Here is a 23,193-nt window from a genome sequence, read left to right as displayed (position 1 = left end):
CCTCAGGCTTTCGCCACCTTCTCGGCTGCCTCTTCGGCCTCTTCCTCGGCCTCGGCGGCGTCGTCATCGTCCCCGACCTGCACCTCGACGATGGCGGACAGGCGCTGGTAGACGCCGAGCCCAACCAACACGAGCACCGAGACCAGCACCAGGGCGGTCGGATAACCCAGCAGGGCGACATCGGCGCGCGCGGTCTTGAACACCACCACCAGACCCTCGAGGAACAGGGCGATGACGATGGTGGACAGGAATTTGGTCAGGGAGCGACGGGCCTCGGCGGCGCTGCGTTTTTCATGGTCGCCGGTGACCTCTTCCTCGAACAGGTATTTGGCCACGTCGAACACGGCGATGGCGACGATCACATAGCCGAGGGCGTCCAGAATGGCGTCGCCGGACGCACGGGCCGAGTCGGTGAAGGCGTCTCTGAGTTCAAGCAGGCTGACGCCGATCAGACCCAGCGCCAGCAGGACCAGCAGCAGGCTGGTGCCGCCGAACACGATACGGGTCAGATGGATCATGGGTCCGTTCCTGGACGATCTCGCCTGACGCCGCTGAAGGTGTGGCCAAGCTCGTGCCGGGAAAACGCCTGCGGACCGATCACGTTGCGTCGCGCGCCGAAGGTGACGCAGCGTCACCGCAAAAGCCTGCTAGATTCCGGGTTCAGGGAAATGCGGAGACAGACGCCATGACCGATCTTGAGACCTTCAGCGCCGAGACGCGGGCCTGGCTGGAGGCCAACTGCCCGGCCGAGTGTCGCGGACCGGTCGAGAGTGACGAGGACCGGGTCTGGGGCGGTCGCAACCCGGTCTTTCGCACCTCGGGCCACAAGCTGTGGCTGGAGCGGATGGGCGCGAAAGGCTGGACCGCGCCCGAATGGCCGTCCGAATACGGCGGCGGCGGTCTGTCCCGCGAACAGGCCAAGGTGCTGGCCTCGGAGATGCGCCGTATCGACGCCCAGATGCCCCTGACCAGTTTCGGGGTCTGGATGCTGGGTCCGGCCCTGCTGCAGTTCGGCACCGAGGAACAGAAGAAGCGCTTCCTGCCCGAGATCGTGCGTGGCGAGATCCGCTGGTGCCAGGGCTATTCCGAGCCGGGCGCGGGCTCCGACCTGGCCGGGCTGCAGGCGCGAGCCGTGGATCAGGGCGACCACTGGATCGTCAACGGCCAGAAGGTCTGGACCTCCTATGCCGACAAGGCCGACTGGATCTTCTGTCTGGTCCGCACCGACCCCGAGGCCCCCAAACATCTGGGCATCAGCTTCGTGCTGTTCGACATGGCCACCCCGGGCGTCTCGACCAAACCCATCACCCTGATCAGCGGCAAGTCGCCCTTCTGCGAGACCTTCCTCGACGATGTGCGGGTCGAGAAGGAAAACCTCGTCGGCACGCTGAACCGCGGCTGGGACGTGGCCAAACACCTGCTGGCGCATGAGCGCACCATGATCGGGGCCATGGGCTCGATCGGCGGCGGCCGGCCGATGGGGCAGGTCGCGGCGGATTCGATCGGGGCCGACGATGAGGGCCGGCTGGACGATCCGATGCTGCGCGCTCGCATCGCCGAGCTGGAGGTCGACCTGGCCGCCTTCCACCTGTCGATGGAGCGGGTCGGGGATCAGGTGAAGGCCAAGCAGGTCAGCCCGGCCATCGCCTCGATGCTGAAATACTACGGCTCGGAGCTGAACAAGCGCCGCCACGAACTGGCCATGGCCGCCGGTGGCTCCGACGCGCTGGAATGGGAGGGCGAGCGCTCGAAGGACGGCAAGGCCGCGCGTGATTGGCTGCGCACCAAGGCCAACTCCATCGAGGGCGGCACCAGCGAGGTGCAGCTCAACATCATCGCCAAACACCTGCTGCAACTGCCGGGGGCGTAGGGCGCAACATCAAGGAGGCACCGATGCGCAGAGTCACTACCGTTGCGGCCTTGCTGGCCCTGTTCCTGAGCCCGGCGGGATACAGCGCCGCCCAGGACGCGGACCTTCGCGCCGTCTTCACCGCGCCGATCGTGGTCGAGCGGGCGACACCGGTCACCTCAGCGCCGCTGGAGCTGAGGTCGGGCAAGCTGTTTCTGAATGCCGTGGCCAACGGCCAGACGCGCGCGTTTATCTTCGACACGGGATCGCCGACCGTCCTGACGCGCGCGTTTGCCGACACGCTCGGCCTGCGCACCGTCGGCCAGAACACGGGCGTCGACGCCAACGGCGCGCCGGTGACGATGGATGTGGCGGTGCTGGAGTCCCTGAGCATCGGCGACACCACCTTCCGGAATGTTCCGGTGCTCATCTTTGACTTCAGCGGGCTGGACACCGGTGCCTGCTTCGTTGACGGCGGCGTCATCGGTTCCGAAATCCTGCCGGGGAGTGCCTGGCGGATCGATACCGAGGCCGGGCGGCTGGGCATAGCGGCGACCGCAGGGGCGCTGGGCGGTTCGGAACCCGAGGTTCGGGCGAAACTGTATGACTTCGGTTATCCGCACCCGCCAATCGTCGACTACGCCGTGGGCGACGTGGCGGACAAGGCGCTCTTCGACACCGGGAACGCCGAGCAGGTGACGCTGTTCGGCCGGGTCGCGGGGGCACCATCGGTGCAGGCGGCCATCGTTCCCGGTTCGGTGAGCCGCGGCCGTGGAACGGAGGGCGAGTCCGCCGGCGGGCGCGGGCAGGTGACCGACCTCGTGCGCTTTACCCTGTCGGGATTTGAGATCGACGGCCAGCCGATCGGGCCCGTCCGGAGCGCCACCCGTGGCGTGCCGCCGAGCCTGGTCGGTCTCGGCATGCTGAGATCGCACGTGGTGACCCTGGACTATCCGGGGGGTCAGTTTCGGCTTGAGCCACGCAGCAGTCCTGCGCCGGCGCGTCCGGAGGCCGGCTACACGATCGCGCTGGACGGCGAGGCAGCGACCGTCGTGCGGCTGTTCGGGGACTCCGCTGCGACCGCCGCCGGGCTGAAACTGGGCGACCGTGTCATTGAGGCCCGGGGCCGTTCGCTTCGCGTCTCGCCGGACAATCCCCGCTGCAGCGTGACCGACTGGCTGGCGGACGCCTTCGATTCGGCGGCGGCGGCCAGCCTCGTCGTCGAGCGCGACGGCGCGCCCGTGACCCTCCACATCCCCGCCACCCGACACTGAGGACGGCTGAATGCCCCTGATCCTGACCGAAGAGCAGACCATGCTGAAGGACGCCGCCGACGGCTTCCTCAATGAAAACGCGCCGATCGCCCACCTGCGCAAGCTGCGCGACTCGAAGGATGCCGACGGCGTCTCGCGCGACCTGTGGCGGGCGTTTGGCGAGATGGGCTTCGCCGGGGTGATCATCCCCGAGGAACACGGCGGCTCGGGCCTCGGCGCGGTCGAGGCCGGGGTGGTGGCCGAGGCACTGGGCCGGACCCTGACGCCGTCGCCGTTCATGGGCTCGGGCGTGTTGTCTGCCAAGGTGCTGGTGGACGGCGGCTCGGCCGAGCAACAGGCCGCCTGGCTGCCGAAAATCGCCGCGGGCGAGGCGATGCTGGCGCTGGCCATCGACGAGGGGGCCAAACACGCCCCGTCGAAATGGACGACCACGGCCGAGCGTTCGGGCAACGGCTTCAAGCTGAACGGGGCCAAGGGTTTCGTGCTGGACGGCCATGTCGCCGATGCCCTGATCGTGGCGGCCCTGACCGGCACTCCTGATTCTGGGGGCCTGACCCTGTTCCTGGTCGATCCGAAGACCAGCGGCGTCGAGATCGAACGCACGGTCATGGTCGACGCCCACAATGCTGCCCGCATCACCCTGACCGATGTGACGGTCGACGCCGATGCGGTGATCGGGGCCGTCGACGGCGGCGAGGCCCTGCTGGAAGTGGCGCTGAACCTCGGCCGGGCCTGTGCGGCGGCGTCGCTGACCGGGGCCGGGGACCAGGCCTTCCAGATCACGCTCGACTATCTGCGCACGCGCAAACAGTTCGGCAAGGCGATCGGCGAGTTTCAGGCCCTGCAGCACCGGGCCGCGCATCTGTTCACCGAGATCGAACTGGCGCGGGCGGCGGTGATGGGGGCGCTGCAACGGCTCGACGCCGGGCGTGAGAACGCGGGTCTGGCCGTGTCGGTGGCCAAGGCCAAGGCCGGGCGCGTCGCCGAACTGGCGGTGCAGGAGGCGGTGCAGATGCACGGCGGCGTCGGCATGACCGACGAATACGACGTCGGCCTGTTCATGAAGCGGGTGCGGGTGCTGAACGAACTGCTGGGCGACGCCGGCTTCCACGCCGACCGGCTGGCGAAAGCCCAGGGTTACTGACGCCCGGGGCTAAAGTAGCCAGTCGGCCTTCGGCTCGCGCGCCAGCATCTCGTCATAGGATGGACGTTCGCGCACCACGGCCCAGCGACTGTCGTCGACCAGCACCTCGGGCACCAGCGGGCGACTGTTGTATTCGCTGGCCATGACCGCGCCATAGGCCCCGGCCCCCATGAAGACGACCAGATCGCCAGCTTCCAGCGGCGGCAGGGCGCGGTCGCGGGCGAAGGTGTCGCCGGTCTCACAGACGGGGCCGACGATGTCGTGCGGACGGGCGGTTCCCGGACGCGGGCGCACCGGCACCACCTCGTGCCAGGCGTCGTACAGGGCCGGCCGCATCAGGTCGTTCATGGCTGCGTCCAGCACCAGAAAACGGCGACCGTCGCTGCGTTCATTGATCTGGATGACCTGAGCCAGCAGGATTCCGGCATTGGCGGCCAGCAGTCGGCCGGGCTCGAACGCCGCCTCGACCCCCAGCCCATCCAGCACGCGCGCGGCCATGGCCATATAGGCGGCCGGGGACGGCGGATCGCTCTCGCCGCCGATATAGGGGACGCCCAGCCCGCCGCCGAGATCGAGGCGGCTGACCGTCAATCCCTGTTCGCGCAGGGTCAGGGTCATCTCGCGCAGCACGCCAAAGGCGGCCTCCAGCGGGGCCAGGTCGGTGATCTGGCTACCGATGTGACAGGCCAGCCCAACCGGGGTCACGTGGGGCGAGGCGGCGGCGCGGGCGTACAGAGTCAGGGCGTCGGCGACCGGCACGCCGAATTTGTCGGTATCGCCGCCGGTGGTGATCTTGGCATGCCCCCCGGCCCCGATGCGGGGATTGACGCGGATGGCGATGGCCGGAACGGCGGACCGGGCCTCGGCCACGGTGATCAGCCGGTCCAGCTCGACCGCGGACTCAATGTTGATCTGGCGCACGCCGGTGTCGATGGCGAAGGCCAGTTCGGCATCGGTCTTGCCCACGCCCGAGACGATGATCCGCTCGGCCGGGATGCCCGCGGCCAGCGCGCGGCGGATCTCGCCTTCAGATACGGTATCGGCCCCGCAGCCGAGCCGGGCCAGGGTCGCCAGTACCGACAGATTGCTGTTGGCCTTGACCGCATAGGCGATCAGCGCCTCGCCCAACGCATCCGGCCAGGCGTTGGCGGCATCACGCAGCAGGCTGTAGTGCCGCCGCAGGGTGGCGCTGGAATAGACATAGACCGGGGTGCCGACCGCTTCGGCCAGGGCCTCGAGCGACACCCCCTCGGCGTGGAGTGCGCCGGCCTTCAGGTCGAAATGATGCAAGGCCTAGTGCGGCCCGTCATAGGGGTTGCCGGTGGTGCCGCCGTCGATCGGCATCTGGCTGGGCGGGCGGTAGACGGTGGCCGGCTCGGTCGGGCTCGGGCCACGGGCGTCGGGCAGGGCCCGCTCGGTCTTGCGCGCCGGCGGGGCCTCGAGATCGGCCATGCGGCCGCAACCGGCGGCGGACAGGACGATGAGGGCGATCGCGCCCGACAGGAGCAGTCTGGTCATGACAGGCGCGTCTTCCATTCGACAATGCGCGCACGGACCTGTTCCGGCGCTGTGCCCCCGAAGCTCTGGCGGCTGGCACAGGAAGCCTCAGGGGTGAGTACCTTGTAAACCGCTTCCGTCACGCCCGCTTCAAGCGATTGCAGTTCGGCCAGCGGCAGTTGCGACAAATCCACGCCCAAAGCCTCAGCCCGCTTTACCGCGGCCCCGGTCACATGGTGGGCCTTGCGGAACGGCAGGTTCAGCTCACGCACCAGCCAGTCGGCCAGGTCGGTGGCGGTCGAGAAGCCGGCCCCGGCGGCGGCGCGCATGTTTTCGGTGTTGGGCTGGATGACGCCGATCATGGCCGTCATCGCCGCCACGGCCAGGTCGAGGGCGTCGAACGCCTCGAACACCGGCGGCTTGTCCTCCTGCATGTCCTTGGAATAGGCCAGCGGCAGGCCCTTCATCACCGTGCTCAGGGCCACGAACGAGCCGAGGATACGGCCGGTCTTGGCCCGAACCAGTTCGGCGGCGTCGGGGTTGCGCTTCTGCGGCATGATCGACGAGCCGGTGGTCAGGTCGTCGGGCAGGGTGGCGAAACCGAACATCGGCGTCATCCAGACCACGATCTCTTCGGCCAGACGCGACAGGTGTCCGGCGCAGATGGTGGCGGCGGCCAGGCTTTCCAGCGCGAAATCGCGGTCCGAGACGGCGTCGAGGCTGTTGCCCATCGGCCGGTCGAAGCCCAGCTCGGCAGATGTCATGTCCCGGTCGACGGGGAAGGGGGACCCGGCCAGGGCGGCGGCGCCCAAAGGATTCTCGTTCATCCGGGTGCGGGCGTCGGCGAAGCGCGAGGCGTCGCGGCCGAACATCTCGACATAGGCCATCAGGTGGTGGCCGAAGGTCACCGGCTGGGCCGTCTGCAGGTGGGTGAAGCCGGGCATCAGGTCGGCCGCATGCTGGTCAGCCCGGGCGAGCAGCACCCGCTGCAGCCCTTGAAGTTGGTCGACGGTACGGTCGCAGGCGTCGCGGACCCACAGGCGGAAGTCGGTGGCCACCTGATCGTTGCGCGAGCGAGCCGTGTGCAGGCGGCCGGACGGCTCGCCGATCAGTTCGGCCAGCCGCGCCTCGACATTCATGTGAATGTCCTCATAGGCGTCACGGAACGGGAAGGAACCGTCGCGGATCTCGCCCTCGACCGTGTCGAGACCGGACTGGATGGCGGCGGCGTCGGCGGCGGCGATGATCCCCTGTTTTTCCAGCATGCGGCAATGAGCCCGCGACCCGGCCAGGTCCTGTTGCCACAGGCGCTGGTCGACGCCGATCGAGACATTGATGGCCTGCATGATCGCGGCGGGCTTGGCGTTGAAGCGCCCGCCCCATAGGGTCTGTCCCTGGGCACGGTCCGCAGGGGTCGTCGGGGCGTCGGACGAGGTGGACATGAGCGGCTCGAAGAAGGCGGGATGGACGATGGCGGCGGCGGCGCTGCTGATCCTGACGATCGGCGGCGGGGCCTTGCTATACGTCAACAGGGCCGCTGTCTTCAAAGGTCCCGTCGTAGCCGAGGCCCCGAATAGCGAGCTGGCCCGGTTTGCCACGGGTTCGCTGGCCCGGCTGGAGACGCCGGGTGAGCTGGTCATGGCCCCGGATCACGGCTTCAAGGCCCGCGACGGCAGCGTTGTCCGGTTCGCCGACTTCCGCGGCAAGGTGGTGGTGGTCAACCTCTGGGCCATGTGGTGCGCGCCGTGCCGGACCGAGATGCCGACCATTGCCCGGATGGCCGAGCTGTACGCCGGGCGCGACCTGATGGTGCTGCCGGTCAATGTCGACACCGGGGATGACGCCATCGCCGACGCCATCAGCTTCATCGACGTGCACGAGCCCCTGCCGTTCTACAGCGACCCGGAATTCCGCCTGCCCTTCGTGTTTCCGGGCAAGGGCAAGATGCCCCAGACCATCCTGCTGGATCGTCAGGGCCGGATTCGCGCGGCCTTCGCGGGCGAGGCCGACTGGAGCAGCGCCGAGGCGCGGGCCCTGATCGACGCCCTGCTGGCCGAGCCGGACTGAACGCCCGACCCGGCCGACACGGGATGCCTACTGCTGCGGCGTGGGATCAGCAGCCCCGGGGCGACCCTGGGCCGCGGCTTCAGCCTGGTTGGCCTCCAGCTTGTCGGCCATCTTGCCGGCACCGGACTCAACGGCCTGGGCCGCCTTCATGGCCCCGCCCTCGATGACCTCACCGGCGGCGGCGGCCCCTTCCTGGATCTGGGTGCCGGCCGTGGCGGCGGCGTCGGCGGTATTGTCAGCCGCGGCGTCGGCATTGGCCTCGGCCTGAGTCTGCTCGGCCGGCGTGCAGGCGACGACGCCCAGCGTCAGGGCAGCGGCGGCGGCGAGGGTGGTGATACGAATGGACATGGAATGCTCCCGGAGCAGGTTGAACCTTGACCGTAAACGCGGATCAACGGTGACGGTTGCGCCATCCGGCTGGGGAGATGCGAGGAAATGGTGGCTGGAGGCGGACTTGAACCGCCGACCTGTGGGTTATGAATCCACCGCTCTAACCAGCTGAGCTACCCAGCCACTATGCCTCGCTTCCCTGACCGGCCGGGGCCGGAGCGGGAGAGGCGTGCCTATATAGAGGCGCGGGCGCGGGTTCAAGTCGTCGCTTGCCTGTCGGTGGCCGCTCTTGTCGACGCGCCGTCGTGACCGAAGGCCGCCGGCGCGGTATCACACGGTATTCGGGGTGTCCGGCCCCGCTGAAGAGAGTGGAAACCATGCGCCTGATCGGTCTTGCCGTCACCGTCTCCGTCGTCGCCCTGGCCGCCGCCTGCAGCGCACAGGATGCCGTTCCGTCGGCCCCCGGCGCACCGGTCGAGAGCCGTCCGGCCAATGCCCCGGACCAGCAACCGGCCTTTGCCGGCCAGACCCGGGCTCCGGGCGTTCGCACCGAGGCGGCGATGGCCCATGCGGTGGTTGCGTCCAGGCTGGACCATCCGTGGGGTCTGGCCCTGATGCCGGACGGGCGCTGGCTGGTGACCGAGCGGCCGGGACGGCTGCGCATCATCAGCGCCGACGGTGTCGTCAGTGCACCCGTCGCGGGCCTGCCCGCTGTCGCCGCGCGCGGTCAGGGCGGATTGCTGGACGTGGTGACCGGGCCGGCCTTCGCCGACGACCGGATGATCTACTGGAGCTATGCCGAGGCCCGTCCGCAGTCGGGCGTGGACGGCGGCAATGCCACCAGCGTGGCGCGTGGCCGGCTGTCCGATGACGGATCGCGGGTCGAGGGGGTGCAGGTCATCTTCCGCGCCCTGCCGGCCTATGACGGCGACAAGCATTTCGGCTCGTCCCTGGCCTTCGCGCCGGACGGCAATCTGTTCATCACCCTGGGCGAACGCTCCGACACGCCGATGCGGCCCCAGGCCCAGGATCTGGGCTCGCACATGGGCAAGACCATCCGCATCCATGCCGACGGTTCGGTGCCTGCCGATAACCCCTATGTCGGGCAGGCCGGGGCCCTGCCGGAGATCTGGTCGCTGGGGCATCGCAATATGCAGGGCGTGGCGATCCAACCGGGCACGGGGGCAGTCTGGACGATCGAGCACGGCGCGCGCGGCGGAGATGAGGTCAATCTCGACCGGGCAGGGGCCAACTATGGCTGGCCCGACGCCGCCTATGGCATCGAATACCGTGGCGGACCGATCAACGCGGGCCTGACCACGGGCGAGGGCACCGAACAGCCGGTCTACTACTGGGATCCGGTCATCGCCCCGGGCGGTGCGACCTTCTACACCGGCACCATGTTCCCCGGATGGACCGGCAACCTGCTGGTCGCCGGGCTGAAGGAAAAACACATCGCCCGTCTGGTGATCCGCGACGACCGGGTGGTCGGCGAGGAGCGGCTGCTGACCGATCTGGGCGAACGGGTCCGCGACGTCGCCGTCGGCCCCGACGGGGCGGTCTGGGCCATCACCGACGAGGCGGACGGCAAGCTGGTCAGGCTGGCCGTCCGCTCCGGGAACTAACGTCCGTCTGATCGGGGGCGATCAGGCGGCGACGCCGGAATCGCCCTCGAAGGTGGTGGTCTGCGCTGACTTACCCGACTGGAATTTCGCGGTTGCGGTCTTCTTGTGGGCGCGCATCTCGTCGGCCAGGGCGTCCATGTCGAGGCCCGCGGACCGGGCCTGACTGAACATGCCTTCGACCCGCTTCTCTTCCTCCTCAACGTGGTGTTCGATCATCTCCGACAGCACCTTGACCTTGGCGTCGTAGAATTTCTCGTCCGGCCCGCCGGCCTCGATCTCGTTGATCAACACCTTGGCGGCGTCGTGCTCGACATAGGCCTCGTCGACCAGGTCATCCTCGATCTTGCCGCGGCAGGCCGGATAGAAGACCTCTTCCTCGATCGCCGTATGCACCTTCAGCTCGAGACAGATGGTCTCGGCCAGCGACTGCTTCTTCGCCTTGCCGGAGGCGGTCTCGAACTGTTCGAACAGGTCTTCCACCTTGCGGTGGTCGGCCTTCAGCATCGCAATCGCGTCCATCTCTTCATATGTCTGGGTCATGGCCTCGTCCTTGTTGGGAATTCAAACCCGATAAGACGCGGACCCGCATGACCGTTCCTACGGCCACGCTAGCTGAGAGTCGTTCTCGCCAGAGCCCCGGTTCCATCGGGCTGCGGGGACAAAATACTTGACGTTGACGTAAACGTAGGGTTCTTGACGGGCACGCTCCAAATCGTTCGTCCCGTTTGTCGCCCGGCATCGCGCGCCCGGCCCGGGACCCCAGCTGAGAGAGACGCTCCATGGCCGAAGCCTATATCTACGATGCGGTTCGCACGCCGCGCGGCAAGGGCAAGAAGGACGGCTCGCTGCACGAGATCACCGCCCTGTCGATGGCCACCCAGGTGCTGGAAGCCCTGCGCGACCGCAACGAACTGGACACCTCCAAGGTCGACGACGTCATCCTCGGCTGTGTCTCCCCGGTGGGTGAGCAGGGGGCCGATATCGCCCGCACCGCCGTGCTGACCGCCGGCTGGGCCGAGACCACCTCGGGCGTCCAGGTCAACCGCTTCTGCGCCTCGGGCCTCGAGGCCGTGAACATGGCCGCAGCCAAGGTGAAGTCCGGCGAGGCCGATTTCGCCGTCGGCGGTGGCATCGAGGCCATGAGCCGCGTGCCCATGGGCAGTGACGGCGGGGCCTGGCCGGTCGATCCGTCCAGCGCCTTCCCGACCTATTTCGTGCCGCAGGGCGTTTCGGCCGACATGATCGCCTCGAAATGGGGCTTCAGCCGCGACGACGTCGACGCCTATTCGGTCGAGAGCCACAAGCGTTCGGCCCGCAGCTGGGAAGAGGGCCGGTTCAAGAATTCGGTCATCCCGGTCAAGAACCAGCTCGGCCTGGTCCAGCTGGATCGCGATGAGACCATCCGTCCCGGCACCGACATGCAGACCCTCGGATCGCTGAAGCCGTCCTTCGCCATGATGGGCGAGATGGCCTTCGATTCCGTGATCAACCAGCGCTACCCCGAGGTGGCCCGCGTCAATCACGTGCACACGCCGGGCAACAGCTCGGGCATCGTCGACGGGTCGGCCGGGGTGCTGATCGGCACCAAGGAAGCCGGCGAAGGCGCAGGCCTCAAGCCGCGCGCCCGTATCCTCGGCGCTGCCTCGATCGGCTCGGAGCCGTCGATCATGCTGACCGGCCCCGAGTTCGTGGCCAAAAAGCTGCTCGCCAAACTGGGCATGCAGTCGACCGACATCGACCTGTATGAGCTGAACGAAGCCTTCGCCGCCGTGGTGCTGCGCTTCATGCAGGCGCTCGACGTCGACCACGACAAGATGAACGTCTGCGGCGGGGCCATCGCCATGGGCCACCCGCTGGGGGCCACCGGGGCCATGATCACCGGCACGGTGCTGGACGAGCTGGAACGCTCGGGCAAGTCGACCGCCCTCATCACCCTGTGCATCGGCGGCGGCATGGGTGTCGCCACGGTGATCGAGCGAGTGTGACCGGGATGGGGCGCGTCGGCTCGATCGATCAGGAATTCGCCGCGGTTACGGATCACTGGTCGCCGCGCGTCGTTGCCGACCTGAACGGCCAGAGCGTGAAGGTGGCCAAGATTCAGGGCGATCTGGCCTGGCATACCCATGCGGATGAGGATGAGCTGTTCCTGATCTGGAAGGGCAGCATGGTCCTTGAATTTCGCGACCGCCCCCCGGTCCGGCTCGGTGCCGGGGACTTCCACGTCGTGCCTCGCGGCGTCGAGCACAATCCGGTCGCGGCTGAAGAATGCTGGGTGATTCTGTTCGAACCCTCCGAAACCAAACACACGGGCGATGTCGTGATGTCGAAGACGAAAACGGTCTCGGCCCAGCGCATCCACCTCCACCATCAAGTTGACGGAAACGCATCATGACCATGGAAAACTTCAAGATCGACGTCGATGCCGACGGCATCGCCCTGATCACCTTCGACGTTCCCGGACGGTCGATGAACACCCTGACCAGCAAGGTCATGGCCGAGATCCCCGAATGGGTCGAACGGGTCAGGACCGACGACGCCATCAAGGGCGCGGTGCTGACCTCGGGCAAGACCACCGGCTTCTGCGCCGGGGCTGATCTCGGTGACATGGCCGGCGGCATGCTGGCCGGTGGTTCGCTGCAGGAAGCCTACGACGCCGGCTGGAAGCTGAACGGGGCCCTGCGCGCGCTGGAAACCTGCGGCAAGCCGGTCGCCGCAGCCATCACCGGCCTGGCGCTGGGCGGGGGTCTGGAACTGACCCTGGCCTGTCACTACCGGGTGGCCGGTGACGACAACAAGATCCAGCTCGGCCTGCCCGAGATCAAGGTCGGCCTGTTCCCCGGCGGCGGCGGCACCCAGCGTCTGCCGCGCCTGATCGGCGTGCAGGCGGCGATGATGGCCATGACCGAGGGCAAGTCCTTCCGGCCCAACGACGCCAAGGGCGCGGGCATCATCCATGAGGTCGTGGCCAAGGGCACCGAGGTCGAGGCCGCCAAGGCCTGGATCAAGGGCGGCGGCAAGGCCATCCAGCCGTGGGACGACAAGAGCTTCAAACTGCCCGGCGGCGGCCCCTACCATCCGGTCGGGATCCAGAATTTCCTCGTCGGCAATGCGATGATCCGCAAGCAGACCTACGGCAACTATCCGGCCGCCACCAACCTGATGAAGGCCGTCTATGAGGGCGTTCAGGTGCCGATGGACGCGGCCCTGCGTATCGAAACCCGCTATTTCATCAAGACGCTGATGACGCCGCAGGCCCAGGCCATGATCCGCAGTCTGTTCCTGTCGAAACAGGAGCTCGACAAGGGGGCCGTGCGCCCGGCCGGCCAGCCGAAGTCCGATCCCAAGAAGGTCACCGTCATCGGGGCCGGCATGATGGGCGCGGGCATCGCCTTCGTTCAGGCCCTGGCCGGAATCGAGACCATCCTGATCGACCGCAGCCAGGAAGACGCCGACAAGGGCAAGGCCCATGTCGAGGAACTGCTGAAGAAGCGTCTGTCGCGCGGCCAGATCACCCAGGACAAGTTCGACGCCCTGCTGGGATCGGTCACCGCCACCACCGACTACGACCTGATCAAGGGTTCGGATCTGGTCATCGAGGCGGTGTTCGAAAACCGCGAGATCAAGGCCGACGTCACCAAACGCGCCGAGGCCCAGCTGGCCCCGGGAGCGGTGTTCGGCTCCAACACCTCGACCCTGCCGATCACCGGCCTGGCGGAGGCTTCGGTCCGGCCCGAGGACTTCATCGGCATCCATTTCTTCTCGCCGGTCGACAAGATGATGCTGGTCGAGATCATTCTCGGCGAGAAGACCGGCGAGGCGGCGATCGCCAAATCGCTCGACTATGTGATGAAGATCCGCAAGACGCCGATCGTCGTCAACGACGGCCGCGGCTTCTACACCTCGCGCTGCTTCGGCACCTATGTCGCCGAGGGCATGGCCATGCTGGAAGAGGGCTATGCCCCCGCCCTGATCGACAACATCGGTCGCATGACCGGCATGCCACGCGGCCCGCTGGAAATGCACGACGACGTGGCGCTGGACCTGTCGGTCAAGATCGCCAAACAGACGGCCGAGGATCTGGGCGACAAATACCAGCCGCTGCCGGGCTCGCACATCGTCCAGAAGATGGTCGAGGAGCTGGGCCGCTACGGCCGCAAGAACGGCAAGGGCTTCTACGACTACGACCAAAAGCCCAAGGTCATCTGGCCCGGCCTGGCCGAGCTGGCCCCGGTCAAGATCGATGACTCGACGCCGGAACTGATCGCCGACCAGAAGCAGCGCCTGCTGTATCGCCAGGCCGTCGAGGTCGCGCGTTGCTGGGAAGAGGGCGTCATCGACGATCCGCGCGAGGCCGATGTCGGGGCCATCCTGGCTTGGGGCTTCGCGCCCTGGACCGGCGGCCCGATCACGATGATCGACCAGACGGGTCTGAAGGCCTTCGTGGCCCAGGCCGACGACTATGCCGCCCGCTACGGCGACCGCTTCAAGGTGCCGCAACTGCTGCGCGACATGGCCGCCAAGGGCGAGACCTTCTACGGCAATTTCGCCGGGGCCAAAAAAGCGGCCTGATCCGGTCCGTCCTCCCCGTCGCGATGCGGCGGGGAGGGGGCGATCCCGGGGATGCCCCGGTCTTGCATGGCCAGGGCCCGGGGTCGGTTGATATCCGGTTTCAGGCTTTTGCCGAGTGTGTTGCGGCGATCAGTTGAGCCCCCCCACCTTTAGGGGACAATCGACCTCGGGCCTGGGAAAGACGCCGATGACGGTCGCTGTTAGTTTTCGTCCACATCGACTTCTCTCAGCGTGAGCGTCTCGGTTGCGCCTGAGAGGCGTTGATGGACGACAAAGTTGCCCCGGACAGACATTCGCACAACGCCAGTGCCGCCGTAGGTTAGCGGAGCGACCTGCTTTGGCGAGGCTATGACAACCTCCAATGTGGATGGACAGTCGTCAGTCGCCTCACCGCCCCAGCGATGGTGATGCGGAATGTGGAGCGGTTTGTTGAAAATTTTGCCGTTAAGAATATCGAAAGTTCCGCCCGCCGCCAGAAAATCTTCCTCGCTTTGACCTTCTCGAGGGTAAGCATTGTTGCATCTGTTTAGGATGTCATAGTTCTCAAATGAGAAAGGGCTAAAATCGAATATAGTGTTGATTGAGATTTTTTCGCCATCGTTGTCGCGAAGAAACCTCACGAATTTATCATTAACTTCAGCGTACTCATTGAAATATACGGCGTCCATCTTGAACCTTGGGGTTCGATCCGTTTCGGATCGATACAAGCTCCAGATTGTGATTGCGGAGGCTGCGGTTGCGATGCTTGCTGCTACGCTTCCCCAAAACGTCTGTCGCGGCGTCATGCCTTGGTGGCTCCCCCATAATTAGTCACAATCACTGACTAGTTGCTCGCTACAGTGGTAGGCAAGCTTAATGCGGGTCTCGACTGACAGAGTCCGACCGCGCCATTGGAGCTTGGCGTCGATCCCGCTAAAATCTTGCGAACGAATAGGACAAACGCCTGCCAGCCCTCATAGACACCTCATCTCGGCAACCGTCGGCCCAACCTTGGACCCCGCTTAAGTAAGCAGAGGCGCGGCGCACCGTAATCTGGGGTCTGTAGTCGCGCGCCTGGGACCGCACGCCGCCGCGCTCGACCTGCGGATCGATCGACAATTCCTAATAGAGGCAAACAACGAGGCTACGAACCTCAGGCGCGAGGTCCGCTTCCCACCCTCAGCTGCCATTCCGCGATCCCGCTCGCCGGCCCCGCGCCCCAACCACCGGGGCCGCACGCTCCCGGCCTTCGCCTAGATCACATCCAGCGGCTGTTCCGAGGTCGGCGGCGGGAAGGCGCGGTCCAGGGCGGCGACATCCTCGTCGTCGAGCCGGATCTCCAGCGCCGCGGCATTCAGCTCGACATGTTCGACGGTCGAGGCCTTGGGGATGGCGATGATCCCCTCCTGACGCAGCACCATGGCCAGGGCGATCTGGGCCGGGGTGGCGTCGTGGCGGTCGGCGATCTGCTGCAGGATCGGCTCGTTCAGCAGCTTGCCGCGGCCCAGCGGTGAATAGGCCATCACCGGCATGTCGCGGGCCCGCGACCACGGCAGCAGGTCGAACTCGATGCCGCGCGTGCCGGGGTGATACAGGACCTGATTGGCCGCGCACTGGTCGCCGCCCTCCATCCGCATCATCTTGCGCATGGTCTTCAGGTCGATGTTGCTGACGCCCCAGCGCAGGATCATGCCCTCGTCGACCAGCTCCTCGAAGGCGGCGATGGTCTCCTCCAGCGGATAGCGGCCTTCCCAGTGCAGCAGATACAGGTCGAGACGGTCGGTACCCAGCCGTTCCAGCGACTTCTCGCAGGCCAGCATCATCTTCATCTCGCTGGCGTTGTCCGGCTTGACCTTGGAGACCAGAAACACCTCGTCGCGCCGTCCGGCGATGACCTCGCCGACCAGTTTCTCGGACAGGCCGTTGCCATAGATCTCGGCTGTGTCGACCAGGGTCAGGCCCAGGTCGAGGCCGCGTGACAGGGCGCGCATCTCGGCGTCGCGGGTTTCGGGATGGTCGCCGATCTCCCACGTGCCTTGGCCAAGGATGGGAACGGCCGTACCGTCGGGCAGGGATGTCAGGCGGGTCATGCGGTGACAATGCACGACACCGCGTTCGGCGCCACTCCTTCGGAGACATCATGCAGACGAGACGGTTGAAAACCGACGGCCTGACCCAGCAGATCCTTGAATCCGGGACCGGCCCGCTGGTGCTGCTGATCCACGGCTTTCCCGAACTGGGCCTCAGCTGGCGGGCCCAGGTCGAGGCCCTGGCGGCGGCCGGCTATCACGCCGTGGCCCCGGACATGCGCGGCTATGGCGGCACCGACAGATCACAGGGGGCCGAGGCCTATACGGCCCTGCATCTGGTCGGCGATATGGTCGATCTGGTGCGGGCGCTGGGCGAGAGCGAATGTTTCGTCGTCGGCCATGACTGGGGCGCGCCGATCGCCTGGCACTGTGCCCTGCTGCGGCCCGACCTGTTCAAGGCGGTGGCCGGGCTGTCGGTGCCGTTCCAGCCGCGCCGCCCCAATGGCCCGCCGACCCCGGCCATGGCGGTGCTGTCAAAACGGGCGGGTCTGGGCGACCTCTATATCAACCGGCTGCAGGCCCCCGATGCCCATCGCCCGTTCGACGCCGACCCGGCCACGGCCCTGCGCAAGATGTTCTGGTCCTATGATGGGGCCACATCCGACGCCGACCAGTCGACCGGCTTCCTGCCGCCGGGGGTGTCGATGCTGGAGCAGGTGTCTGACCGCGCCGCCCTGCCGCCGTGGATGGATGCGGCGCATTTCGCCGACTACGTCGCGGCCTTCACCGCCGGCGGCTTCGAGGGCCCGGTCAACTGGTACCGGGCCATGGACCTGAACTGGTCGCTGACCGCCTTCCTGCAGGGGCAGAAGATCCACCAGCCGGCCCTGTTCATCGTCGGCGAGCGTGATCCGGTGCGCCACTATTCGGGAGCGCATGAGGCGGGCATGGCCGACTGGCTGACCGACCTGCGCGAGCGCATCGTCATCCCGGGCGCGGGCCACTGGATCCAGCAGGAACGGCCGGAGGTAGTCAACGCGGCCCTGCTGTCATTTTTCGGCGCTGTATCCGCTCAGCGTGGCAGTAAGTCTTGAGCAAGGCTTGAAGCCTAGACAGGGACTCGTTCAATTCTTCGGGAAGCCCCCGCGTGACGACCCTCGTGTCCCTGACGGCCCTTGGCCACAAACGACAGGACCAGCTTGATCGGGTGATCGAGGCCGGGCTTCCTGAACAGGGGCGGGTGTTTGCCCTCTCGGTGGAACCCATCCGTAACTCCCTTGGTCCGCGCTGGGCCGGCAAGCGGGATCAGGTGTGGGATGCGACCGAGCGGGCCCTGGCGCGCCGCCTGCCCCCGCCGGACGTCTTTCTGCGCATCGATGAGACAACCTTCCTGACGGCTATCGTCTCGGTTGACTCCTATGAAGCCCAGGTCCTGTGCTCCGAGGTGCTGCGCGATCTGCTGACCTTCTTCCTCGGGCGCAGCGCCGACGAGGATGTGGTCCTGACCCGGGTCGCGTCCCTGGACGGCCCCAACCTGGTCTGTGAGCGGATCGATCCCTTTGCCCCGCGACCCGTTCAGTCCGCCGCACCCGCTGTGGGCGGCAAAAAGCCCAAGCCGCTTGATCCGAGCGCCTGGAAACCGCCCCTGGCCGGGCGGCGACACACGGCCCAGGTGGCGACCCGCGCCGGGGCGTTGATCGATATTGAGCTTGAGGTGGTCCCGGTCTGGCGGCTGGACCTGGGGACGATCAGCGCCTTCAGGATCGCGCGTGACCTGCGACAGACGGATATGGTCGACAACCAGGCCGAACTGGAAACGATCGATCGGGCCACCCTCGATTTCCTGCTGCCCCTGCTCGAGGAATACCGACGCGAAGGCGGCCTGTTCGCGCTGGTAGTGCCGCTGTCGTTCTCGACCCTGTCAGCGGCGCGGCCCCGTATCGCCATCCTGGATCGCTGCGCCCCGGTCGCCGACCTGATGCGTCAGGTGGTCATCCTCGAGGTCGAGGGTCTGGACGCCGGTGCGCCCTCAGGGCGGCTGAGCGAGACCGTCGCCATGGTGCGCCCGTTTTTCCGCAGCCTGATGTTACGGGTCAGCAGTCCCGCCGTGCTGGACCAGGCCATGCGCGAACACCCGTTCAATGGTCTGACGATCAATGTGCCCCGGTCTGGCGGGAGCCCAAAGGGTCTGGGCAGCCTGATCCGGGCCGCTCGAAAACACAGCCGAAACATCATGGTCCTGGGCCTGCCGGGGCGCAGCAATGACGAGGCCCTGCGGGCCAGCGGTGTCAGCCACATCTCCTGCCTCGAGAGTGACGACAGTCCCCCGCCCCTCAAGCCGGGTTAAGGCTGCTGCTGCCGGTCAGACCGGGTGGGTCGGTGGAGGCTGAACCGGTTCCGACCGGGTGGTGACGGCGGCGTCCTCGGGCAGGGGAATGAACTCCTCGGCATCATCCTTGGGCAGCGTCATCCGGCCCGCCTTCCAGTCGGCCTTGGCCGCATCGATGCGGGCCTGGGACGAGGCGACGAAATTCCACCAGATCAGCCGCTCGCCCACCGGCTCCCCGCCCATGACCATGACGGTCGATGGCACCAGCGCCTTGACGGTCGGCTCGGCGTGCGGCTCCAGCACGATCATCTGGCCACGGTGGAAGGTCTGGTCCCCGACCTCGATCATCCCCTTGGCGACATAGAGGGCGCGTTCGCTCATGCCGCCGGTGCCGCGTCCGGGCGGTGGTGTGGTGCGCACCCCGGCCTGCAGTTCCCAGTGGACATAGAACAACGGCGACGAAGTCTTGACCGTCGCCCGCGTGCCATAGGCCTCACCGGCCACGAGGCGGGCGAACAGGCCGTCGTTCTCATAGGTCGGCTGGTCGGCTTCGCCATGGTGGAAGAAGCCCGGGTCGCAGTCCTCGGTCTCGTCGGGCAGGGCGATCCACGCCTGCATGCCGTGCATCGGGCCGCCGGTCGACCGCTTCAGCGGGTCGGTGCGCTCGGAATGGACGATGCCCTTGCCGGCGGTCATCCAGTTGACCTCGCCGGGGCGGATGGCCTGGGTCACGCCGGTATTGTCCCGGTGCATGATCTCGCCCTCGAACAGATAGGTCAGGGTCGACAGGCCGATATGCGGGTGCGGGCGCACATTGATGGCCTCGGCGCCGGGTGCGAACTCGGCCGGTCCCATCTGATCGAGGAAGATGAACGGCCCGACCATGCGCCGGGCATGGAACGGCAGGATGCGGCCGACCTCGAATCCACCGAGGTCCTTGCGACGGGCGTCGATCACCATTTCGATCATGGGTGGGGCTCTCCTGTGCCGGAACTCGACCTGACGATGATCAACGGCCCGGAAGCGATCGTCCAGTCCCGATCGCGCGTCATCCCGGCCCGAAACTCAGGTCACATGCGGCGTGACGATCCCCAGCGGCAGGGCCGTCACATTCTTCACGCCCCGGGTGACGATATGACTTTCGCAGTCCGAGACGATGCCCAGCGTCAGCAGCTTGTTGCGCAGGAAGCTGTCGAAGGCATGCATGTCGGAGGTGATGATCCGCAGGACATAGTCCTCGCGCCCGGTGATGGTCGCGCACTGGACCACCTCGGGCCAGCCGGCGACGGCGGCTTCGAACACATCGAGGTTCTCGCGCGTCGGCAGGCTCAGCTTGACGATGGCATAGACCTCGAAATCCAGGCCCAGCATGGCGGCATTGAGGAGGGTAACCCGCTTGCGTATCAGGCCGCTGTCCTCCAGTCTCTTGATCCGGCGCCAGCAGGGCGATGCCGAGAGACCGACCCGCTCGGCGACGTCAGCGACCGAAAGTCCAGCGTCCTGTTGCAGGATGTCGAGAATTCGGGCGTCAACGGGATCCAGTTCAGCCGCCAATGCGTTTCTCCTAATGATGTTCTGGCGCAATAAAATACCCGAAAACGGCCTTGTGCAAGGTCGAATTTGAGCGAGCCAACGGCGACGTCTCATGCTAATGGGCGCCTTCGAGGAAAAAGCGGTCGGATCAACGGACGGCAGGACGCATGACCAGGAATAGCCAACCATTGTCGCTTCGGGTGCCGGAGCCTTCGGGCAGGCCGGGAGACCCGACCGACTTTTCGCATCTCAAGCTGGATGTGGCCGGGGCCGTGGACCGGCCCGACGTGGCGACCACGCCCTACGAGATGCGTGATCACGCCTTCCGTCTGGTCCGGGTTCTGGACGATGACGGCCAGGCCGTCGGGCCGTGGAATCCCAAGCTGGATGCCGACACCCTGCGCAAGGGGCTCAAGGCCATGATCCTGACCCGCGCCTTCGACGACCGGATGCATCGCGCCCACCGTCAGGGCAAGACCAGCTTCTATATGAAATGCACCGGCGAGGAGGCCATCGCCGTGGCCCAGGGCATGATCCTGTCGCGCGAGGACATGGGCTTTCCGACCTATCGCCAGCAGGGCCTGCTGATCGCCCGCGGCTATCCGCTGGTCGATATGATGAACCAGATTTATTCGAACGCTTCGGACCCGATCAAGGGTCGCCAGCTGCCGATCATGTATTCGGCCAAGGACTACGGCTTCTTCACCATCAGCGGCAATCTGGGCACCCAGGTGCCCCAGGCTGTCGGCTGGGCCATGGCCAGCGCCTACAAGGGCGACGACAAGATCGCGATCAGCTGGGTCGGCGACGGGGCCACGGCCGAGGGCGACTTCCACAACGCCCTGACCTTCGCCTCGGTCTATCGCGCCCCGGTCATTCTCAACATCGTCAACAACCAGTGGGCCATCAGCTCGTTCATGGGCATCGCCGGCGGGCTGGAGACGACCTTCGCCTCCAAGGCCATCGGCTATGGCCTGCCGGCCCTGCGCGTCGACGGCAATGACTTCCTCGCCGTCTGGGCCGCGACCCAGTGGGCCGAGGAACGCGCCCGCACCAACCAGGGTGCGACCGTCATCGAGCTGTTCACCTACCGTGGTGCCCCCCACTCGACCTCGGACGATCCCAGCCGCTACCGCCCGGCCGACGAGCATGACAAATGGCCGCTGGGCGACCCGATCGCCCGGCTGAAACAGCATCTGATCGCGCTGGGCGAATGGTCCGACGAGCAACAGACCGAGGCCGAGGCCGACGCTGTCGCCCAGGTCCGCGCCGCCGGCAAGGAGTCCGAGGCCATCGGCACCCTGGGCCAGTCGCGTCCGTCGGTGAAGACCATGTTCGAAGAGGTCTATGCGACCGAGGACTGGCGTCTGGTCGAGCAACGCCGCGAGGTGGGAGTATGAGCGTGATTTCCCATTTCCGCTCATCCCGGCGAAGGCCGGGACCCAGTGCTTTCGCGGGGCACGGTGTATCGGATGTGCGTGTGTGCGGTCTCGGTCAGACCGATCGCCCACAGAACTGGGTCCCGGCCTTCGCCGGGATGAGCGGTGAATTTCGATGAGCGAGCAAACCTTCACCGAATCCGACCGTACCGACGGCATTGAGCCCGACATGGTCGATCAGAACGCCGCCCCGAAATCGGAAGCACCGGCCAAGGGCGTCCAGCCGATGAACATGATCCAGGCGCTGAACTCGGCCCTGCACGTGAAGATGGCCGAGGACCCCAATGTCCTCAGCTTCGGCGAGGACGCGGGCTATTTCGGTGGCGTGTTCCGCGTCACCGACCAGCTGCAGCAGAAGCACGGCCTGACCCGCAGTTTCGACGCCCCGATCAGCGAGTGCGGCATCGTCGCCGCCGCCATCGGCATGGGCAGCTACGGCCTGCGCCCGGTCGTCGAGATCCAGTTCGCGGACTACATCTATCCGGCCTATGACCAGATCGTCTCGGAAGCCGCCAAGCTGCGCTACCGCTCGGGCGGCCAGTTCACCGCCCCGATCGTGGTGCGCTCGCCCTACGGCGGCGGCATCTTCGGCGGCCAAACCCACAGCCAGTCGCCGGAAAGCCTGTTCACCCATATCGCCGGGCTCAAGGTGGTCATTCCGTCCAACCCCTATGATGCCAAGGGCCTGCTGATGGCGGCCATCGAGGACGACGATCCGGTCATCTTCCTCGAGCCGAAACGCCTGTACAACGGCCCGTTCGACGGCTGGCACGAGAAGCCGGTCAGCCCGTGGAAGACCCAGGACCTGGCCCAGGTCCCGACCGGCAAATACATCGAGCCGATCGGCAAGGCCCGCATCATGCGCGAGGGCAATGACGTCACCATCCTCGCTTACGGCACCATGGTCTGGGTCTCCCTCGCCGGGGCCGAGCACGCCGGGGTCGACGCCGAGGTCATCGACCTGCGCACCCTGGTGCCGCTCGACATCGAAACCATCGAGGCCAGCGTCAAGAAGACCGGCCGCTGCGTCATCGTCCACGAGGCTCCCAAGACCTCGGGTTACGGCGGTGAACTGTCGGCCCTGGTGCAGGAGCGCTGCTTCTATCATCTGGAGGCCCCGATCGCCCGGGTCGCCGGCTGGGACACCCCCTATCCGCACGCGTTCGAATGGGAATATTTCCCCGGCCCGCAACGGGTGTCCGATGCCTTGAAATCCGTCATGTCTGGCCAAAACACGGGGGCGCGCTGAGATGGGTCGTTTCGTCTTCAAACTGCCCGACGTGGGTGAAGGCACCGCCGAGGCCGAACTGGTCGCCTGGCACGTCAAGGTCGGTGACACCGTCGCCGAGGACCAGATCCTCGCCGACATCATGACCGACAAGGCCACCGTCGAGCTGACGTCGCCGGTAGCCGGCAAGGTGCTGGCCGCGCACGGCGAGGTCGGTCAGCAACTGGCCGTCGGCTCGCCGCTGGTCGAGTTCGAGGTCGAGGGCGCGGGGAATGCTGCCGCCGCCGACCCCTCCACCGC

At 66.7% G+C, this 23,193-nt stretch carries 23 protein-coding genes and 1 tRNA gene; 13 read left to right on the top strand and 11 right to left on the bottom strand.

Going from position 1 to position 23,193, the window contains the following annotated elements; translation table 11 throughout:
- Window positions 1–2 precede the first annotated feature (2 nt).
- A complete protein-coding gene (locus AAC067_RS15715; protein ID WP_339933800.1) occupies window positions 3–518 on the bottom strand; it encodes a GNAT family acetyltransferase in 516 nt (171 codons plus the stop codon).
- Window positions 519–685: 167 nt separating this feature from the next.
- Between AAC067_RS15715 and AAC067_RS15710 the strand changes: the two genes are divergently transcribed.
- From AAC067_RS15710 to AAC067_RS15700, 3 genes are read left to right on the top strand one after another with little or no spacing between them, the layout of a single operon-like run.
- Complete coding sequence (locus tag AAC067_RS15710; RefSeq protein WP_339933799.1) at window positions 686–1,870, top strand: acyl-CoA dehydrogenase family protein; 1,185 nt, start codon at window positions 686–688, stop codon at window positions 1,868–1,870.
- A 23-nt stretch (window positions 1,871–1,893) separates the two neighbouring features.
- The gene (locus tag AAC067_RS15705) at window positions 1,894–3,123 is read left to right on the top strand and encodes a retropepsin-like aspartic protease (RefSeq protein WP_339933798.1); all 1,230 of its coding nucleotides are present in this window, start codon (window positions 1,894–1,896) and stop codon (window positions 3,121–3,123) included.
- Between the two features lie 10 nt (window positions 3,124–3,133).
- Window positions 3,134–4,267, top strand: a complete 1,134-nt coding sequence (locus AAC067_RS15700) for an acyl-CoA dehydrogenase (protein ID WP_339933797.1) — start codon at window positions 3,134–3,136, stop codon at window positions 4,265–4,267.
- A gap of 9 nt (window positions 4,268–4,276) precedes the next feature.
- On the opposite strand, the gene lysA is transcribed toward AAC067_RS15700, so the two are convergent.
- From lysA to argH, 3 genes are read right to left on the bottom strand one after another with little or no spacing between them, the layout of a single operon-like run.
- Window positions 4,277–5,557: a diaminopimelate decarboxylase gene (gene lysA / locus AAC067_RS15695; protein WP_339933796.1), complete on the bottom strand. Its 1,281-nt coding sequence runs from the start codon at window positions 5,555–5,557 to the stop codon at window positions 4,277–4,279.
- A gap of 3 nt (window positions 5,558–5,560) precedes the next feature.
- Entirely contained in the window at window positions 5,561–5,785 is a 225-nt protein-coding gene (locus tag AAC067_RS15690; protein WP_339933795.1) for a hypothetical protein, read from the bottom strand.
- Window positions 5,782–7,206 carry an argininosuccinate lyase gene (gene argH / locus AAC067_RS15685; RefSeq protein WP_339933794.1) on the bottom strand — a complete coding sequence of 475 codons (1,425 nt, stop codon included), beginning with the start codon at window positions 7,204–7,206 and terminating at the stop codon, window positions 5,782–5,784. The genes AAC067_RS15690 and argH overlap by 4 nt, the downstream gene beginning before the upstream one ends.
- Here argH and AAC067_RS15680 point away from each other — a divergent pair.
- The gene (locus tag AAC067_RS15680; RefSeq protein ID WP_339933793.1) at window positions 7,205–7,831 is read left to right on the top strand and encodes a TlpA disulfide reductase family protein; all 627 of its coding nucleotides are present in this window, start codon (window positions 7,205–7,207) and stop codon (window positions 7,829–7,831) included. The genes argH and AAC067_RS15680 overlap by 2 nt on opposite strands.
- A 27-nt stretch (window positions 7,832–7,858) precedes the next feature.
- On the opposite strand, the gene AAC067_RS15675 is transcribed toward AAC067_RS15680, so the two are convergent.
- Both AAC067_RS15675 and AAC067_RS15670 read right to left on the bottom strand, forming a co-directional pair.
- The gene (locus AAC067_RS15675; RefSeq protein WP_339933792.1) at window positions 7,859–8,179 is read right to left on the bottom strand and encodes a hypothetical protein; all 321 of its coding nucleotides are present in this window, start codon (window positions 8,177–8,179) and stop codon (window positions 7,859–7,861) included.
- An 88-nt stretch (window positions 8,180–8,267) separates the two neighbouring features.
- Window positions 8,268–8,344, bottom strand: a tRNA-Met gene (locus AAC067_RS15670).
- Between the two features lie 194 nt (window positions 8,345–8,538).
- Here AAC067_RS15670 and AAC067_RS15665 point away from each other — a divergent pair.
- Window positions 8,539–9,786, top strand: a complete 1,248-nt coding sequence (locus AAC067_RS15665) for a PQQ-dependent sugar dehydrogenase (protein WP_339933791.1) — start codon at window positions 8,539–8,541, stop codon at window positions 9,784–9,786.
- A gap of 21 nt (window positions 9,787–9,807) precedes the next feature.
- Here the strand turns inward: AAC067_RS15665 and AAC067_RS15660 are convergent, their stop codons facing one another.
- A complete protein-coding gene (locus tag AAC067_RS15660; protein ID WP_339933790.1) occupies window positions 9,808–10,326 on the bottom strand; it encodes a hemerythrin domain-containing protein in 519 nt (172 codons plus the stop codon).
- A gap of 239 nt (window positions 10,327–10,565) precedes the next feature.
- On the opposite strand from AAC067_RS15660, the gene AAC067_RS15655 reads away from it, so the two are divergent.
- The 3 genes from AAC067_RS15655 to AAC067_RS15645 are packed head-to-tail and all read left to right on the top strand — an operon-like array spanning window position 10,566 to window position 14,355.
- Window positions 10,566–11,771, top strand: coding sequence for an acetyl-CoA C-acetyltransferase (locus AAC067_RS15655; RefSeq protein ID WP_339933789.1), 1,206 nt, complete (start codon window positions 10,566–10,568; stop codon window positions 11,769–11,771).
- Window positions 11,772–11,776: 5 nt separating this feature from the next.
- A complete protein-coding gene (locus AAC067_RS15650) occupies window positions 11,777–12,178 on the top strand; it encodes a cupin domain-containing protein (RefSeq protein ID WP_339933788.1) in 402 nt (133 codons plus the stop codon).
- A gap of 2 nt (window positions 12,179–12,180) precedes the next feature.
- Window positions 12,181–14,355, top strand: a complete 2,175-nt coding sequence (locus AAC067_RS15645) for a 3-hydroxyacyl-CoA dehydrogenase NAD-binding domain-containing protein (protein ID WP_339933813.1) — start codon at window positions 12,181–12,183, stop codon at window positions 14,353–14,355.
- A 200-nt stretch (window positions 14,356–14,555) separates the two neighbouring features.
- On the opposite strand, the gene AAC067_RS15640 is transcribed toward AAC067_RS15645, so the two are convergent.
- Together AAC067_RS15640 and AAC067_RS15635 are read right to left on the bottom strand one after the other, a co-directional pair.
- Window positions 14,556–15,023, bottom strand: coding sequence for a hypothetical protein (locus AAC067_RS15640; protein ID WP_339933787.1), 468 nt, complete (start codon window positions 15,021–15,023; stop codon window positions 14,556–14,558).
- Window positions 15,024–15,587: 564 nt separating this feature from the next.
- Window positions 15,588–16,424 carry an aldo/keto reductase gene (locus AAC067_RS15635; protein ID WP_339933786.1) on the bottom strand — a complete coding sequence of 279 codons (837 nt, stop codon included), beginning with the start codon at window positions 16,422–16,424 and terminating at the stop codon, window positions 15,588–15,590.
- Window positions 16,425–16,474: 50 nt separating this feature from the next.
- On the opposite strand from AAC067_RS15635, the gene AAC067_RS15630 reads away from it, so the two are divergent.
- Together AAC067_RS15630 and AAC067_RS15625 are read left to right on the top strand one after the other, a co-directional pair.
- A complete protein-coding gene (locus AAC067_RS15630) occupies window positions 16,475–17,458 on the top strand; it encodes an alpha/beta hydrolase (RefSeq protein WP_339933785.1) in 984 nt (327 codons plus the stop codon).
- Between the two features lie 53 nt (window positions 17,459–17,511).
- Complete coding sequence (locus tag AAC067_RS15625) at window positions 17,512–18,711, top strand: hypothetical protein (protein ID WP_339933783.1); 1,200 nt, start codon at window positions 17,512–17,514, stop codon at window positions 18,709–18,711.
- Window positions 18,712–18,726: 15 nt separating this feature from the next.
- On the opposite strand, the gene AAC067_RS15620 is transcribed toward AAC067_RS15625, so the two are convergent.
- Window positions 18,727–19,662 (bottom strand): pirin family protein, encoded by a 936-nt coding sequence (locus AAC067_RS15620; protein ID WP_339933782.1) that lies wholly within the window; start codon window positions 19,660–19,662, stop codon window positions 18,727–18,729.
- A 96-nt stretch (window positions 19,663–19,758) separates the two neighbouring features.
- Entirely contained in the window at window positions 19,759–20,247 is a 489-nt protein-coding gene (locus AAC067_RS15615) for an Lrp/AsnC family transcriptional regulator (protein ID WP_339933781.1), read from the bottom strand.
- Window positions 20,248–20,393: 146 nt separating this feature from the next.
- On the opposite strand from AAC067_RS15615, the gene AAC067_RS15610 reads away from it, so the two are divergent.
- The 3 genes from AAC067_RS15610 to AAC067_RS15600 all read left to right on the top strand — a co-directional run.
- On the top strand, window positions 20,394–21,626 hold the full coding sequence (locus AAC067_RS15610; protein WP_339933780.1) for a 3-methyl-2-oxobutanoate dehydrogenase (2-methylpropanoyl-transferring) subunit alpha: 1,233 nt from the start codon (window positions 20,394–20,396) through the stop codon (window positions 21,624–21,626).
- Window positions 21,627–21,780: 154 nt separating this feature from the next.
- Window positions 21,781–22,914, top strand: a complete 1,134-nt coding sequence (locus tag AAC067_RS15605; protein ID WP_339933779.1) for an alpha-ketoacid dehydrogenase subunit beta — start codon at window positions 21,781–21,783, stop codon at window positions 22,912–22,914.
- A 1-nt stretch (window position 22,915) separates the two neighbouring features.
- A partial coding sequence (locus AAC067_RS15600; protein WP_339933778.1) for a biotin/lipoyl-containing protein occupies window positions 22,916–23,193 on the top strand: 278 nt, incomplete at its 3' end.

It is taken from the genome of uncultured Brevundimonas sp., from assembly GCF_963977465.1.
Lineage (GTDB): Bacteria > Pseudomonadota > Alphaproteobacteria > Caulobacterales > Caulobacteraceae > Brevundimonas.
Note: the sequence above shows the minus strand (reverse complement) of the source record. Positions and strands in the feature narration are given on the sequence as shown.